Source organism: Aminobacter sp. DSM 101952, assembly GCF_001424795.1.
In the GTDB taxonomy this organism is placed as follows: Bacteria; Pseudomonadota; Alphaproteobacteria; order Rhizobiales; family Rhizobiaceae; genus Aminobacter; species Aminobacter aganoensis.
In genome coordinates this window covers 71,309-86,673 of sequence record NZ_LMCL01000030.1, presented here as the reverse complement: position 1 = coordinate 86,673, position 15,365 = coordinate 71,309, and the positions used below count along the sequence as shown (strand labels likewise).

Here is a 15,365-nt window from a genome sequence, read left to right as displayed (position 1 = left end):
CGTCCTCGGCCCGGGGTGTCTGTTCACGGTCAATTCACCAGATTCGATCGTGCTGCGGTGCAGCGAAACGGATCGGCAAGAATTAGCCCCGATAACGACCGCCTGCCCGGGGATCGCTCATGCTGACCGTACTCAACTGCCTCGTTGTCGAACACGATTACCGCTTCGTCGGTGCGGCGCTGCTCATCTGCTCCATCGGCAGCATGGTGTCGATGCGGCTGTTTTCGCGCGCCCGCAACGTCAGCCGCGCCAAGCACGCAGCCTTCGTGTTCATGGCCGGCGTCGCCGGCGGCATGACGATCTGGACGACCCATTTCCTGGCGATGCTGGGCTTCATCCCCAATGTGGAGCACGGCTTCGAACCCAATTTCACCGTGCTGTCGCTGGCCCTGGCCATCGTCACCTCGCTTGCCGGCTTCATGATCGCCGCGAGCGGCGAGCGCGGCCCGTCGATCGAACTCGGCGGCGGCGTGATCGGCATGGGCATAGCGCTCATGCATTTCACCGGCATGCGCGGCTTCGTCGTTGCCGGCACCGTCTCCTACGATCCCGGCCTGGTGACGTTCTCGATCGTTGCCGGTGCCCTGCTCGGCATGGTCGCCACCAACCGGGTGGCGCGCGGCGACACCCGCCGAAGCCAGATTGCCGGCATTGCAGCGCTGATCCTCGGCATCGGCATGATGCATTTCTCGGCCATGGGCGCCGTGCAGATCACGCCCGACCCGCGCGTCGCCGTGCCCGGCCAGCTGATGTCGGACAGTGTGCTGGCACTGCTGGTCGTCGCCGTGACCATCCTGGTGGTGGTGCTGGGAGCGGTCACCCACCTGGCTGAGGAGCAGAGCGAACAGGACGCGGTCGCGCATTACAGGCATCTTGCCATGCACGACCCGCTGACAGGCCTGCCCAATCGGGCCGCGGTTCGCGACGAGTTGCCGCTGCGGCTGAAGAAGGCCGCCGGAACGTCGCTTGCGATCATTGCCGTCGACCTCAACCGCTTCAAGGAAATCAACGACGTCTACGGCCACGCAGCCGGCGACGCGGTGCTGACCCAGACGACGGCGCGGATGCGCGCGGCCCTTGTCGCGGGCGAGTTTTTCGCCCGCATCGGCGGCGACGAGTTCATCGCGGTGAAATCCTTCAGCCGGGACAACGAGGTCGAGGAGTTCGCCGCCCGCATCGCGGACGCCTTCTCGCGCCCCAACGAACTTGGCAAGGCAAGCTTCTCGACCAGCGCCAGCATCGGCATCGCGGTCCATCCCAAGGACGGCGACAGCATCGACGAGTTGACCATGCGCGCCGATCTGGCGATGTACCGGTCCAAGAAGCTGCAGGACGGCAGCTGGTGCTGGTACGACGCGGACGCCGACGAAGACGGCCGCCGCCGCGGGCAGATCGCCATCGGCCTGCGCAGCGCGATCACCGAGGGTGCGCTGCGCCTGGTGTTCCAGCCGCAGATATCGATGAAGCAGCGCCGGCTGCTCGGCTTCGAGGCGCTGCTGCGCTGGACCAGCCCGCAGCTCGGCGAGGTCTCGCCTGCCGACTTCATTCCCGTGGCCGAACAGACCGGCATCATCGTCGACATCGGCGACTGGGTGCTGCGACAGGCGTGCCGCGAGGCGACGCAATGGCCGGCACCGACAGGCGTCGCCGTCAACGTGTCGCCGGTACAGCTGATGCGTCCGAACTTCGCCGAGCGGCTGACGGAAATCCTTGATGAAACCGGCCTCGAGGCCTCCCGTCTCGAGATCGAGATCACCGAGACCATCCTGATCGAAAATCCCGGCCAGGCGTTGCTGGTGCTGCGCAAGATCAAGGCGCTGGGCGTACGTGTCGCCATGGACGATTTCGGTACCGGCTATTCGTCACTGTCGACGCTGTTTTCGTTCCCCTTCGACAAGATCAAGGTCGACCGCACCTTCCTCAACGCGCTCGGCCGCCAGGCACAGGCGACGAGCGTCATCGAGACGGTGATCGAACTCGGCCACAAGCTGTCGATCCCGGTGCTTGCCGAAGGCGTGGAGACTGATTTCCAGGCGGCGTTCCTGAAGGACCGCCGCTGCGACGAAGCGCAGGGCTTCCTCTACGGACGCCCTGTGGATTCATCCACTGCCCACGCCCTCGCCCTGTCCGGGACCTGGCAGGAGGACGACGCCGAGGCGCTTGCCAAGCTGACGGCCTGACGCCGCGCCGCCTATTGAAAATCGAAGGCTGACAGGCCGGTCACCATCTCGTCGAGGCCGAGCGGCCTGGTGATCGGCGGCTCGGCGCGCGACAGGCAGCCCGAGCGTTCGCAAAGCCGGCACGCAGGCCCGATCGGCGTCGCCGCCACAGCGCCCGGCTTGGCGCCGACGGCCTGGGCCGGCAAGGCTGCGCCATAGACGATCTCGTCGCGGAAGGCGATGTCGCAGCCTAGCAGGATCGCCGTGCGGCGCGGGCGTTCGCTGAAGGCGCCTTGCGGGCCTTCCAGCGTGCGGGCGACGCACAGAAACTCGGCGCCGTCGGGCATCTCGACGGCCTCGACGAAGATCTGGCCGGGTTGGGTGAAGGCGGCGTGGACCGGCAGCTTCGGACAGCCGCCGCCGAAGCGGCTTTGCGGAAACCCTTGCGCGCCGGCCTTGCGGAAGCGGTTGCCGGCGTTGTCGACCTCGAGCATGAAGAACGGCACCGACGAGGCGCCCTGCCGCTGCAGCATGGTCAGCCGGTTGGCGGCCTGCTCGAACGACACGCCGAAGCGCGAACGCAGCACGTCGACATCGTAGCGGGCGCGCTGGGCGGCCGAGTGGAACGCCTGGTAGGGCATCATCAACGCATGTGCCGCATAGCGGCCAAGCTCGAAGCGGGCGAGCCGCCGGGCCTCGTCGGAGGTGAGCTTCAGTGACTGCAGCTCGGCTGCGACCGCCACCTGCATTCGGATCAGGCTGGCCTCCATCGCCACCTCGCGCAGCTGGTCGAACGGCGACAGGCGTTCGGACAGAAACAGGCGCTGCGAATGGCGGTCATAGCGGCGGCGCCAGTTGGGCATTGTGGCGACCGGCAGCACCTTGACGACGATGCCGTGCTCGCGCCGAAGCCAGCCCTTCAAGGCGCCGAACAGGTCGTCGCCAGGGTCGAGCAGCGAGGTGAAGGCCTCGGCCTCCTCCTCCAGCGAGGCGACATGGTTGGGCCGGCGCTCGAAGACCTCGTGAACTTCGTCGATCGGCAGGCGCGCGCCCGACAGGGCGGTGGTGTGGCCCTCGCGCGCCAGAAGCTCGGTCAGGTCGGACAGGCGCTCGGCCTGCTCGCGATAGGCACGGAACAGCTTGATCACCGCCGCCGCCGCATTGGGCGCGGCCTCGGCGATCTCGACAAGCTCCTGGTCGCCCGGCAGCTCGCCAGCCAGAAGCGGATCGGCGAAGACCTCGCGCAGGACGGCGATCGAGCCCCGCGCCTCGCCCTGCAACTCGTCGGGATCGACCTTGTAGACGGAGGCAAGCTTGAGAATGAGCTGGACGGTCAGCGGACGCTGATTGCGCTCGATGAGGTTGAGGTAGGACGGCGAAATACCCAGCCCCTCGGCCATCGCCGTCTGGGTCAGGCCCTTCTGGTTGCGGATGCGCCGGATGCGCGGTCCGGCGAAGATTTTCTGCTCGGCCATCGGCTTTTACACTATTTTTACAACGAAAGTAGGGGTTTGGCCCTACCCATCCTTTTACATTTTTTACAATTTTACAGCGACCATCTGTCAAACACAATACAGGTTTTCCCTAAAGTCGGCCGCAAATTGTTGAATTTTCTGGCCGCTTTGGCGCTGGAATGTAAAACAAGTCACATAGAAATCGCCGCAAAAACCCAAGACGCGGTGATCGCCCCTAGAACCAAGTGACCAGACGGAGTCGACAATGACCGATTTTTACAACCTCGTCCCTTCAGCCCCGGAAGGCCGCTTCGACGGCATCGAGCGCCCCTACTCGCCGGAGGACGTGAAGCGGCTGCGCGGCTCCGTCCAGATCAAGCAGACACTGGCCGAGATGGGCGCCAACCGCCTGTGGAAGCTGATCCACGAGGAAGACTTCGTCAACGCACTCGGCGCCATGTCGGGCAACCAGGCGATGCAGCAGGTCCGCGCCGGCCTCAAGGCAATCTACCTGTCGGGCTGGCAAGTTGCTGCCGACGCCAACACGGCTTCGGCGATGTACCCGGACCAGTCGCTCTACCCGGCGAACGCCGCGCCCGAGCTGGTCAAGCGCATCAACCGCACGCTGCAGCGCGCCGACCAGATCGAGACCTCGGAAGGCAAGGGCCTGTCGGTCGACACCTGGTTCGCCCCGATCGTGGCTGACGCGGAAGCCGGCTTCGGTGGCCCGCTCAACGCCTTCGAGATCATGAAGGCCTTCATCGAGGCGGGTGCTGCCGGCGTGCACTTCGAAGACCAGCTCGCTTCGGAAAAGAAGTGCGGCCATCTCGGCGGCAAGGTTCTGATCCCGACCGCGGCGCACATCCGCAACCTCAACGCGGCGCGTCTCGCCGCCGACGTGATGGGCACTTCGACGTTGATCGTCGCCCGCACCGACGCGGAAGCCGCCAAGCTGTTGACGTCCGACATCGACGAGCGCGACCAGCCCTTCGTCGACAAGGATGCCGGCCGCACGGTGGAAGGCTTCTACCAGGTGAAGAACGGCATCGAGCCCTGCATTGCGCGCGCCATCGCCTACGCTCCGTTCTGCGACCTGATCTGGATGGAAACCGGCAAGCCGGACCTCGCCCAGGCCAAGAAGTTCGCCGAAGCCGTGCACAAGGCGCATCCGGGCAAGAAGCTGGCCTACAACTGCTCGCCGTCGTTCAACTGGAAGAAGAACCTCGACGACGCGACGATCGCCAAGTTCCAGCGCGAGCTGGGCGCGATGGGCTACAAGTTCCAGTTCATCACGCTGGCTGGCTTCCACCAGCTCAACTTCGGCATGTTCGAACTGGCCCGCGGCTACAAGGATCGCCAGATGGCGGCTTATTCGGAGCTGCAGGAAGCGGAATTCGCCGCCGAAGTGAACGGCTACACCGCGACCAAGCACCAGCGCGAAGTCGGCACCGGCTACTTCGACGCCGTGTCGATGGCGATCACCGGCGGCAAGTCGTCGACGACCGCGATGCACGAGTCGACCGAAACCGAACAGTTCCGCCCGGCCGCCGAATAGGCCTGGCGACAGCAAAAGCCCCGGAGGCAACCGCCTCCGGGCACCGGCCAGAGGCAACGCCCAACAGGGCAAAGGCAACACCGAGGAGAACCACGATGGCACCGCGTACCCGTGTCAAGGAACGAGCCGAAGAACAGGCGACCACGATGAGCGCCGACCAGCAGGCCGTGATCCGTATCGTCGCCAACGACCTGCACCGGCTCAACCAGTCGGTCATGAAGGCAGTCGAGGCCGGCGTTTCGGTGGAACTGGTCCGCTCGGCCCGCCACCATGGCGGCAACGGAAACTGGGGCGATCTGCTGATCCCCGTCATCGTTACCCAGCAACCGCACGGCTAAAGCCGCCTACCCATGCCCCCCAGATCCCGTCCGCGGCCATGCCGTGGGCGGGATTTGCTTTGAGGCTACTGCGGCCTGGTCTAGAGCCAACATGCGGGAATGCTGAAATTTACGACTAAAGTCGCACCTCATTTTGAGTGTAATACTTGACACTTCTCATACATGACGCGAAACCTACGGGACCGAGCGCAACCACGCATTGAACAAACGCCCCCCAGCTGTCGGCCAAGCCAATGAAGCGGAATGACCTCAGCCCGAGCCATGGCCCGGGCACGAATGCGCGCACTGCCGACTGCCAGATCGCCGACCTGTCGAAGGTGCTGGTCGTCGGCCGCTCGCCGATCAATCGCGTCGTCGTCGCCAAGATCGTCGAACGCTCGGGCCTCAAGACGATCTCCGAGGCACCAGACACCGCCGCGTCAGTGTTGCGCAAGTTGGCACCGGGCACGATCATCCTGGACGGTGGAAGCGACAACAGGGATTGCGATGCGCTGATGCCTTCGATCATGTCGCTGCGGCTGGCATCGGGCAGCAACCTGCCGTCGGTGATCCTGCTGTCCAACCGGGCGGGCACGCCAGAGAGCCTGTCGCTGCCGAGTGCCGTCGACATCGTGGTCGCCAAGCCGATCACCCCGGAGCGGCTGCAGCCCATCGTCGAAAAACTGATCGGCCGCGGCTGAGGTTAGGCGAGGCCCTTCAGGAGCTCCGACAGTTCGCCGAGATGCGGCAGCTTGCGGAAGCGCTCGGCGGCGGTCGGCTCGTCGACGTGTTCGTAGACCCAGGTCAGGTCGTGGGGGACGTAGACGCCCCAGCTGCCGGCCTCGATCGCCGGCACGACGTCCGATTTCAGCGAATTGCCGACCATCATCGCCCTGTCGGGACCGTCGCCGTGGCGCGCGAAGATGCGCTCGTAGGTGGGGCGCGACTTGTCGCTGACGATCTCGACGGCGTCGAAGAAATCGCCGAGGCCCGACTGCGCCAGCTTGCGCTCCTGGTCGAACAGGTCGCCCTTGGTGATCAGCACCAGGCGGTAGCTGCCGGCAAGCGTTTCGAGCGTGTCCTGGACATGCGGCAGCGTCTCGATCGGGTGGCTCAGCATCTCGCGGCCGGCGGCGAGGATCTTCTCGATGACCGAAGCCGGCACGAGGCCTTGCGTCACCTCGATCGCGGTCTCGATCATCGACAGCGTGAAGCCCTTGATGCCGAGGCCATAGGTGCCGAGGTTGCGCTTTTCGGCCTCCAGCAAGCGCGACATGAGCTGATCCTGCTCGCCATGCTCGGCGAGAAGCTCGGCAAAATGCCGCTCCGTCATGCGGAAGAACTGTTCGTTCTGCCACAGCGTGTCGTCGGCATCGAATCCGATGGTGGTGAGGCGGGTAGAGATGGAGGTCATGGCGATGATCTAGGCCAGGAACCGCCCGAAAACCAGCATTCTCAACCTCACAACAGGCGGGAATCGCTGATTTGCCCCCCTTTTCTTCCTTCGTTGGGCCCGGCTATACTCGGCAATCCGCAACGACAACCTGGTGAATGATGCCGCCTGCAAAGAAGGAAGTCCGTCCGACCACTCGGGGGGCTCGCGCCCGCACGCCCGCATTTGTGAAGAACAAGCGCGGCGTGAAGAACTGGAAGGAAGCCTCCGAATGGCTCGAATGGCGCGGCATCGAGGACATAGAGTGCATCACGCCCGACCAGGCCGGCGTTGCCCGCGGCAAGATGATGCCGTCAAGCAAATTCACCTCCAACACCTCGCTGGCGCTGCCGTCGGCACCGTTCATGATGACGATCTCGGGCGTCTACCCCGAGGATGGCAACGGCTTCGCCTATCCCGAGGACGATGGCGACCTGAAGCTGGTGCCCGACCTGTCGACGCTGTCCGTGGTGCCGTGGGAGGACGATCCGACCGCGCAGGTGATCTGCGACCTCGTCCACCAGGACGGCCGTCCTGTCGAGTTCACGCCGCGCAACGTGCTGAAGCGCGTGGTGGCAGCCTATGACAAGCTCGGCCTCCGGCCGGTCGTCGCGCCCGAAATCGAGTTCTACCTGGTCCGCAAGAACCCCGATCCGGATTATCCGCTGACCCCGCCCGTGGGACGCTCGGGCCGCCCGATCGGCGGCGGCGCCGGCTATTCGATCGCCGGCGTCAACGAGTTCGACGAACTCATCGACGACATCTACCACTTCTCCGAGGCCCAGGGGCTGGAGATCGACACGCTGATCCACGAGGAGGGCGCCGGCCAGCTCGAGATCAACCTGCGCCACGGCGACCCGATCGAGCTCGCCGACCAGGTGTTCCTGTTCAAGCGCACGATCCGCGAGGCGGCGCTGAAGCACGATACCTATGCCACCTTCATGGCCAAGCCCATCCAGGGCCAGCCAGGCTCGGCGATGCATATCCACCAGTCGATCGTCGACAAGAAGGCCGGCAAGAACATCTTCACCGCCGCGGACGGCGCGGAGACCGATGCGTTCTTCCATTTCATCGGCGGCATGCAGAAGCATGTGCCGAATGCGCTGGTGATGCTGGCGCCCTATGTGAACTCCTATCGTCGCCTGACGCAGGCTGCCTCGGCTCCCGTCAACAACAAGTGGGGCTACGACAACCGCACCACCGCCTTCCGCGTGCCGCGCTCCGACCCGGCGGGGCGGCGTGTCGAAAACCGCATCCCGTCGTCGGATGCCAATCCCTATCTCGCGCTCGCCGCGTCGCTCGCTTGCGGCCTGATCGGCATGAACAACAAGCTGCCGGCCGAGCCGCCCATCCTGACAACGGCCAACGAGGACGAGATCGACCTGCCGCGCGGCCTGCTGGAGGCCGTCGACCTGTTCGAAAGCGACGACGAACTGGCAACGATGCTCGGCAAGTCCTTTGCCTCGACCTACGCGGCGATCAAGCGCGCCGAGTTCGAAACCTTCATGGAAGTGATCAGTCCGTGGGAGCGGGAGTATTTGTTGCTGAACGTGTGAAGGAAGCGAATAGGGAATAGTGAGTAGCGAATAGAGAAAGGCTCTGCCGACTACTCACCGCTCCCCAATTCACTACTCACTACTCACTACTCACTATTCACTATTCGCTCCCCGCAATCCCGGAGTTCTCTCCGCACCATGCCCTACCTCTCCCCCATCTCCCCCGGCCTTTCCTGGTACGAAGACACCGCCGGGCCGCGACCTGAGTACCCGGCGCTCGACGGCGATCGTCAGGCCGACGTCGTCATCATCGGCGGCGGTTTTACGGGGCTTTCGGCGGCGACGCATCTGGCCAAGGCCGGCACCAATGTCGTGCTGATCGAGGCGCACCGCTTCGGCGACGGCGCCTCGGGGCGCAATGGCGGCCAGCTCGGCACCGGGCAGCGGGCGTGGGCGGAAGAGCTCGAGGGCGAATACGGCTTCACTCGCGCCAAGGCGCTGTTCGACCTCGCCGAAGACGCCAAGGCGCATCTGCTGGAATTCTCGGCGGCCAACGGCATCGACATCGACTACATGCCCGGACAGATGTCGGTGGCGCACAAGCCGCGCTATGTCGACGACTACAAGGCCCATGCCGAGATCATGGCCAGCCGCTTCAACTATCCGCACATCACCTTCATGGACGCGAAGGAGACGGCGGAGCGGCTCGGCTCGACGCATTATTACGGCGGTACGCGCGACACTGGAACGGGCCACATCCACCCGCTCAAGCTGGTGATCGGGACTGCACGCGTGGCCGCCGCCGCCGGCGCTCACATCTTTGAAAACACGCAATCGACCGGGATCACCTCGCAGGGCGGCAAGGTGCGGGTGACGACGCCCAACGGCACCATTACGGCGCAGAAGTGCCTGATCGCGGTCAACGCCTATGGCGGCAAGCTGGAGCCGATCAGCGCATCGCACATCATGCCGATCGGCTCGTTCATCGGTGCGACGGTGCCGCTGGGCACGGATTCGAAAGTGATCCCGGGCGGCGAGTCGGTCGACGATTCGCGCTTCGTGGTGCGCTATTTCCGCAAGTCCAGGGACGGCCGCCTCCTGTTCGGCGGACGCGAGATCTACGGCGTCAACGACCCCAAGGACATCCACATCCACATCCGCAAGCAGATCGCCGAGATCTATCCCGCGCTGAAGGACGTCGAGATCACGCATGGCTGGGGCGGCTATGTCGGCATCACCGTGCCGCGCAAGCCGTTCGTGCGCGAGGTGATGCCGAACGTCATCTCCGTCGGCGGGTATTCCGGCCATGGCGTGATGCTGTCGAACTTCTTCGGCAAGCTCTACGCCGAGACCGTCACCGGCAACCGCGACCGGCTCAAGCTGATCGAGGAGTTGAAAATACCGCCCTTCCCCGGTGGCCGTCGTTTCCGTACGCCGCTGCTGTTCCTGGCGCTCAACTGGTTCGCGCTGAGGGACCGGATCTAGCCCGGCACCAGGCTCGCCCCTCGCGGTAATATCAACCTGGGAACCTTTTCCGGCAAGCCGCATCCAATGGCATGAAACCGCCAACGCCGCCGGGACTATCCGACGCCTGGTGTTCCTTGGCGGTGACGTTGGCCCTGCCCCGGGGTATATGACTAGCACCATGTGCCGCACGATCGGCATGGCGCCAGCATAGGTCCACTCGGGGCGGGTTTGCCCGACGGACCAAGAGATGGAGGCGACGACATGCAACTCGCGATGCTGCAACAGCAGGTCGATCTCGACAGGTTTCGTGACGAGGAGTTGGTGGCGCTGGCGCGCAAAGGGGGCGAAAATGCCATCCGCGTGCTCATCAAGCGCAACAACCAGCGGCTTTTCCGTGTCGCCCGCACGGTGACCCGCGATGACGCGGAGGCCGAGGACGTGGTGCAGGAAACCTACGTCAAGGCCTTCACCAGGCTCGACAGCTTCAAGGGCGACGCATTGTTTTCGACATGGATCACCCGGATCGCGCTCAACGAAGCGCTCACCCGCATCCGCAAGCGACGGCCTGTCGCCGAACTGGAGGAACTGGACATCGCTGCCGCAGCCACCGGAGGCCAGGTAATCATGTTTCCGACATCGCTGACCCCGCCGGGCGCCGACGCCGAACTCGCGCGCGGGCAGGCGCGCGAACTGCTCGAACAGGCAATCGACGAATTGCCGGAGACGTTCCGCCTCGTCTTCATATTGCGCGATGTCGAGGAAATGAGCATCGAAGAGACGGCGGCACAGCTCTCGATCAAGCCCGAGACCGTCAAGACACGCCTGTTTCGGGCGCGCCGGCTGATGCGGACCGCCATCGAACGAAGACTGTCGACTGGCTTTGCCGAATTGTTCCCGTTCAATGGCTGGCGCTGCGAACGCATGGCCGACCAGGTGGTCGAGCGGCTGCGCGGAGAAGCCTAGAGCTTCCTGACGATGACGCTGCCGGCGGAATAGCCGGCGCCGAAGGAGCAGATGACGCCGAGGCTGCCCGTCGGCAGATCGTCGGAGAATTTCGAGAACGCGATGATCGAGCCGGCCGACGAGGTGTTGGCGTAGTCCTGCAGCACGTTGGGCTGCTCCTCGCGGCTCGGCTCGCGGCCGAGCACCCGTTGGCCGATCAGGTCGTTCATGCCCTTGTTGGCCTGGTGCAGCCACAGCCGCGACAGGTGTTGGGGTTCGATGCCCTGGTCGGCGAGATGGCTCAGCATCAGCTCCGCCACCATCGGCACCACCTGCTTGAAGACCTTGCGGCCCTCCTGGTGGAACTGCATGTCGCGGCGATCGGCCATGTGGCCTTCGCGGGTGCGGCGCAGGAAGCCGTTGTTGTTGCGGATGTTGTTGGAGAATTCGGTGAGGCAACGGGTGGCCAGCACCTCGTAGGCGTTGCCCGCCTTCACCCCGTCGGCGCGCTGCAGCACGACGGCGGTGCAGACATCGCCGAAAATGAAGTGGCAGTCGCGGTCGCGCCATTCCTGGTGGCCGGAGGTGATCTCGGGATTGACCATCAGGATCGCCCGGGCCGAGCCGGTGCGGATCATGTCCGATGCAAGCTGGATGCCGAAGGTCGCCGAGGAACAGGCGACGTTCATGTCGAAGGCAAAACCCTTGATGCCGAGCGCCTGCTGCACCTCGATGGCGATGGCCGGATAGGCGCGCTCGTGGTTGGAGGCAGCGCAGATGACGGCGTCGATGTCGGCGGCGGTCAGGCCCGCCTTCTTCATCGCCTTGTCGGCCGCCTTGACCGAAATCTCGGCCATCAGCGACAACTCGTCTTCGGCGCGCTCGGGCAGCACCGGATGCATGATGCCGGGATCGAGGATACCGAACTTCGACATGACATGACGGCGCTCGATGCCGGAGGCCTTGACGATGAACTCCTCCGACGACATCGCCATCGGCTCGCGCTCGCCGGCCTCGATGGCGTCGGCATGGAGCTTGTTCTGGCGGTGGGCATATTCGTTGTAGGAGGCCACCAACTCGGAGTTGGTGATGACTTCCTCCGGCGTGAAGATGCCGGTACCGCTGATCGCAACCCTGTGCATGGCGTTTCCTGCTGGTTTTCAACCATTGGAATAGGGCTCCGACATCGCCGGTCAAGCTTTGTCGCCCCGATTTCAGGTCGAAACGCGGTTACCCCGCGGCAGAAAACGCTCAGATGCAGCGCCCGCCATCGACTTCCATGGCCACGCCGGTGATCAGCGAGGCCTCGTCGGAGACGAGGAACAAGGCGGCATTGGCAATGTCGAGCGGCGTCGAAAAGCGGCCGAGCGGGATCGAGGCCTTGAACTTCTCGCGGATCTCGGGCGTGTCCTTGCCCATGAATTTTTCCAGCATGCCGGTTTCACCGGCGACCGGGCACAGGCAATTGACGCGGATGTTCTTGGGGGCCAGCTCGACCGCCATCGACTTGGTGGCCGTGATCGCCCAGCCCTTGGAGGCATTGTACCAGGTCAGCCCCGGCCGCGGCCTGAGGCCCGCCGTCGAGGCCGTGGTCAGGATCGCGCCGCCGCCCTGGCGTTCCATGATCGGCACGATGGCGCGCGCCGAATGATAGATCGCCTTCATGTTGACGGCGGTGATGAGGTCGAAGACGTCTTCCTCGACATCGACGAGATCACCATTGCGGTGGGTGTAGCCGGCATTGTTGACCATGATGTCGATGCGGCCGAAGGCGCTCTTGGCGGCATAGACCAGCTCGTCGAATTCGGAACGCTGCGAAACGTCGGTGGTGACCGCAATCGCATGGTTGCCGATTTCGGCGGCGACCCGCTCGGCCTCCCTGGAATTCAGGTCGGCGACGACCACCTTGGCACCTTCCTCGGCAAAGCGCCTCGCCATGCCCTCGCCGAAGCCGGCCGCCGCGCCGGTGATGATCGCAACCTTGTCCTTGAGACGCATGATCTTGCCGCCCTGTCGATTTTCTTCACGTCCGATCTAGCGGTCGTCACAGTTCATCGCAATGCTGGGCACGAAATCGTGCGCCCTACACACTGGGCTAGAGGCTTCGCATTGGAAACGGCAGCGGCGAAGCCTTATGCTCGGCGGAGGCGATCCCGGGACGAAAACGAAACTGTGACACCGGGGCACTGGCGTTTTTAAATCGATTAGCATATATCGGTCGGCGACATCACGACCGTCCTGGAAACGGATAGAACATGACAAGCCAGATCATCCCCGTCGATCCTTTCGACTTCATCATTTTCGGGGGCACCGGCGATCTGTCAGAGCGCAAGCTGCTGCCGGCGCTCTATCACCGCCAGCGCGACCACCAGTTTTCCGAGCCGACCCGGATCATCGGCGCGTCGCGCACCAAGATGGACGACAAGGAATTCCGCGCCTTTGCCAAGAAGGCGATCTCCGACCATGTGAAGCCGGAATATATCGAGGAAGCCGAGCTCAAGACCTTTCTCGACCGGCTGAGCTACATCACCGTCGATGCCAAATCCGGCGACGGGTTTGGCGGGTTGAAGAAATCCATCGGCGACAGCAAGCGCATCCGCGTCTTCTATCTCGCGGTGGCGCCAAGCCTGTTCGGCGACATCTCGGACAATCTCAAGGCACACAAGCTGGTGACCCCGGATTCGCGCATCGTCGTCGAGAAGCCGATCGGCCGCGACCTCGAGTCCGCCAGGGCGCTGAACGACATCATCGGCGACGATTTCGGCGAGCACCAGATTTTCCGCATCGACCACTATCTCGGCAAGGAGACGGTGCAGAACCTGATGGCGCTGCGCTTTGCCAACGCGCTCTACGAGCCGCTGTGGAACTCCGCCCATATCGACCACGTGCAGATCACCGTGGCCGAGACCGTCGGACTGGAGGACCGCGTCACCTATTACGACAAGGCGGGCGCGCTGCGCGACATGGTGCAGAACCATATCCTGCAGCTGCTCTGCCTCGTTGCCATGGAGGCGCCTGCCTCGATGGACGCGAATGCGGTGCGCGACGAAAAACTGAAGGTCCTCAACGCACTGAAGCGGGTCAACGGCAACGAGGCGCCCAAGCAGACCGTGCGCGGTCAGTACCGCGCCGGCGCGTCCGCCGGCGGTCCGGTCAAGGGTTACATCGAGGAGCTGGGCGCCGAGAGCACGACCGAGACCTTCGTCGCCATCAAGGCCGAGATCGCCAACTGGCGCTGGGCCGGCGTGCCGTTCTACCTGCGCACGGGCAAGCGGCTGGCGTCGCGCGTCTCGGAAATCGTCATCGAGTTCAAGCCGATCCCGCATTCGATCTTCGGCGAAAGTGCGGGGCCAATCTTCAACAACCAGTTGGTCATCCGCCTGCAGCCAGACGAAGGCGTCAAGCAGTTCATCATGATCAAGGATCCGGGTCCGGGCGGCATGCGCCTGCGCCAGATCCCGCTCGACATGAGCTTCGCCCAGTCGTTCGACGGCCGCGCGCCGGATGCCTATGAGCGGCTGATCATGGACGTGGTGCGCGGCAACCAGACGCTGTTCATGCGCCGCGACGAGGTCGAGGCGGCGTGGAAGTGGATCGATCCGATCCAGAATGCCTGGGAAGGCAGCCGCCAGGAAGCCCAGGGCTACACTGCCGGCACCTGGGGCCCGTCGGCCTCGATCGCGCTGATCGAGCGCGACGGCCGCACCTGGCACGAGAGCAATTGAGCGCCATGGCTGGCATTTCGCCCCACTGGAACGAGTTTGCGACGCGGGACGAGCTGGCGGCCTCGCTGGCAAGCACCGTGGCCAAGGCACTGCGGGCGGCGATCGGGCGGCGCGGTGAAGCGTTCCTCGCCGTCTCGGGTGGAACGACGCCCGGCCGCTTCTTTGCCGCACTGTCGAAAGAGGCGCTCGACTGGAGCAAGGTGACGGTGACGCTGGTCGACGAGCGTTTCGTGCCGGAGAGTTCGCCGCGTTCGAATGCGGCGCTAGCCAAGGCCAAGCTGCTGCAGAACCAGGCATCCGAGGCACGCTTCGCGCCGCTGTTTCACGAGGCCGCGACGGTCGAGAAGGGCGCCGATCTTGCCGATGCGGACATCCGCGCCCTGCCCTGGCCGCTCGATGCGACGATCCTGGGCATGGGCGGCGACGGCCACACGGCTTCGTTCTTCCCGGATGCGGACGGGCTCGACGCCCTGCTCGACCCGGCGTCGACGCGCATCGTCATGCCGGTCCATGCCGACAGTGCGGGTGAGCCGCGGCTGACGCTGACGCTGCCCGCCTTGGTTGGCGCGGGACTTGTCGTCGTCCACATCGAAGGCGCGGAAAAGCGCAGCGTCATCGAGGCGGCGCTGGCGGCGGAGACGGGCTTGCCGATCCGTGCCGTGCTCGACCGGGCGCCCCGCGCCGCCGAGATCTACTGGGCGCCCTGAGACGGGCGCCGGCGTCAGCGGCGTCCGAATGGCGCTGCGACGCGTTGAACACGGCATGACCTTCAAGGGCCATGCCCCAGGCCCGACGCTCCTCCCGGTTCGGGCCCCGAG

The 15,365-nt window shown here is 64.7% G+C and carries 13 protein-coding genes; 9 read left to right on the top strand and 4 right to left on the bottom strand.

Annotation, left to right across the window (positions count from 1 at the left end):
• The first annotated feature begins 119 nt into the window (after positions 1 to 119).
• Positions 120 to 2,180: a bifunctional diguanylate cyclase/phosphodiesterase gene (locus tag ASC75_RS16915; protein WP_055978031.1), complete on the top strand. Its 2,061-nt coding sequence runs from the start codon at positions 120 to 122 to the stop codon at positions 2,178 to 2,180.
• 11 nt (positions 2,181 to 2,191) lie between these two features.
• On the opposite strand, the gene ASC75_RS16910 is transcribed toward ASC75_RS16915, so the two are convergent.
• Entirely contained in the window at positions 2,192 to 3,634 is a 1,443-nt protein-coding gene (locus ASC75_RS16910) for an XRE family transcriptional regulator (RefSeq protein ID WP_055978029.1), read from the bottom strand.
• Between the two features lie 244 nt (positions 3,635 to 3,878).
• On the opposite strand from ASC75_RS16910, the gene aceA reads away from it, so the two are divergent.
• From aceA to ASC75_RS16895, 3 genes are all read left to right on the top strand, one after another.
• Positions 3,879 to 5,168: an isocitrate lyase gene (aceA, locus tag ASC75_RS16905; RefSeq protein WP_055978026.1), complete on the top strand. Its 1,290-nt coding sequence runs from the start codon at positions 3,879 to 3,881 to the stop codon at positions 5,166 to 5,168.
• A gap of 95 nt (positions 5,169 to 5,263) precedes the next feature.
• Positions 5,264 to 5,506: a hypothetical protein gene (locus tag ASC75_RS16900; protein WP_018426579.1), complete on the top strand. Its 243-nt coding sequence runs from the start codon at positions 5,264 to 5,266 to the stop codon at positions 5,504 to 5,506.
• A 233-nt stretch (positions 5,507 to 5,739) separates the two neighbouring features.
• Positions 5,740 to 6,186, top strand: a complete 447-nt coding sequence (locus ASC75_RS16895) for a response regulator (protein WP_055978024.1) — start codon at positions 5,740 to 5,742, stop codon at positions 6,184 to 6,186.
• A 2-nt stretch (positions 6,187 to 6,188) separates the two neighbouring features.
• Here ASC75_RS16895 and ASC75_RS16890 read toward each other — a convergent pair whose 3' ends face one another.
• Complete coding sequence (locus tag ASC75_RS16890; RefSeq protein WP_055978023.1) at positions 6,189 to 6,899, bottom strand: HAD family hydrolase; 711 nt, start codon at positions 6,897 to 6,899, stop codon at positions 6,189 to 6,191.
• Positions 6,900 to 7,036: 137 nt separating this feature from the next.
• Between ASC75_RS16890 and ASC75_RS16885 the strand changes: the two genes are divergently transcribed.
• From ASC75_RS16885 to ASC75_RS16875, 3 genes are all read left to right on the top strand, one after another.
• A complete protein-coding gene (locus ASC75_RS16885) occupies positions 7,037 to 8,473 on the top strand; it encodes a glutamine synthetase family protein (RefSeq protein ID WP_055978021.1) in 1,437 nt (478 codons plus the stop codon).
• 138 nt (positions 8,474 to 8,611) lie between these two features.
• The gene (locus ASC75_RS16880) at positions 8,612 to 9,898 is read left to right on the top strand and encodes an FAD-binding oxidoreductase (protein ID WP_055978019.1); all 1,287 of its coding nucleotides are present in this window, start codon (positions 8,612 to 8,614) and stop codon (positions 9,896 to 9,898) included.
• 243 nt (positions 9,899 to 10,141) lie between these two features.
• The gene (locus tag ASC75_RS16875) at positions 10,142 to 10,843 is read left to right on the top strand and encodes an RNA polymerase sigma factor (RefSeq protein WP_055978017.1); all 702 of its coding nucleotides are present in this window, start codon (positions 10,142 to 10,144) and stop codon (positions 10,841 to 10,843) included.
• On the opposite strand, the gene ASC75_RS16870 is transcribed toward ASC75_RS16875, so the two are convergent.
• Both ASC75_RS16870 and ASC75_RS16865 read right to left on the bottom strand, forming a co-directional pair.
• Positions 10,840 to 11,964, bottom strand: a complete 1,125-nt coding sequence (locus ASC75_RS16870; protein WP_055978015.1) for a beta-ketoacyl-ACP synthase III — start codon at positions 11,962 to 11,964, stop codon at positions 10,840 to 10,842. The genes ASC75_RS16875 and ASC75_RS16870 overlap by 4 nt on opposite strands.
• Positions 11,965 to 12,073: 109 nt before the next feature.
• Entirely contained in the window at positions 12,074 to 12,820 is a 747-nt protein-coding gene (locus tag ASC75_RS16865; protein WP_055978013.1) for an SDR family oxidoreductase, read from the bottom strand.
• A 257-nt stretch (positions 12,821 to 13,077) separates the two neighbouring features.
• On the opposite strand from ASC75_RS16865, the gene zwf reads away from it, so the two are divergent.
• On the top strand, positions 13,078 to 14,547 hold the full coding sequence (zwf, locus tag ASC75_RS16860) for a glucose-6-phosphate dehydrogenase (RefSeq protein ID WP_055978011.1): 1,470 nt from the start codon (positions 13,078 to 13,080) through the stop codon (positions 14,545 to 14,547).
• A gap of 5 nt (positions 14,548 to 14,552) precedes the next feature.
• A complete protein-coding gene (pgl, locus tag ASC75_RS16855; RefSeq protein ID WP_156381296.1) occupies positions 14,553 to 15,254 on the top strand; it encodes a 6-phosphogluconolactonase in 702 nt (233 codons plus the stop codon).
• The last annotated feature ends 111 nt before the right edge of the window (positions 15,255 to 15,365 follow it).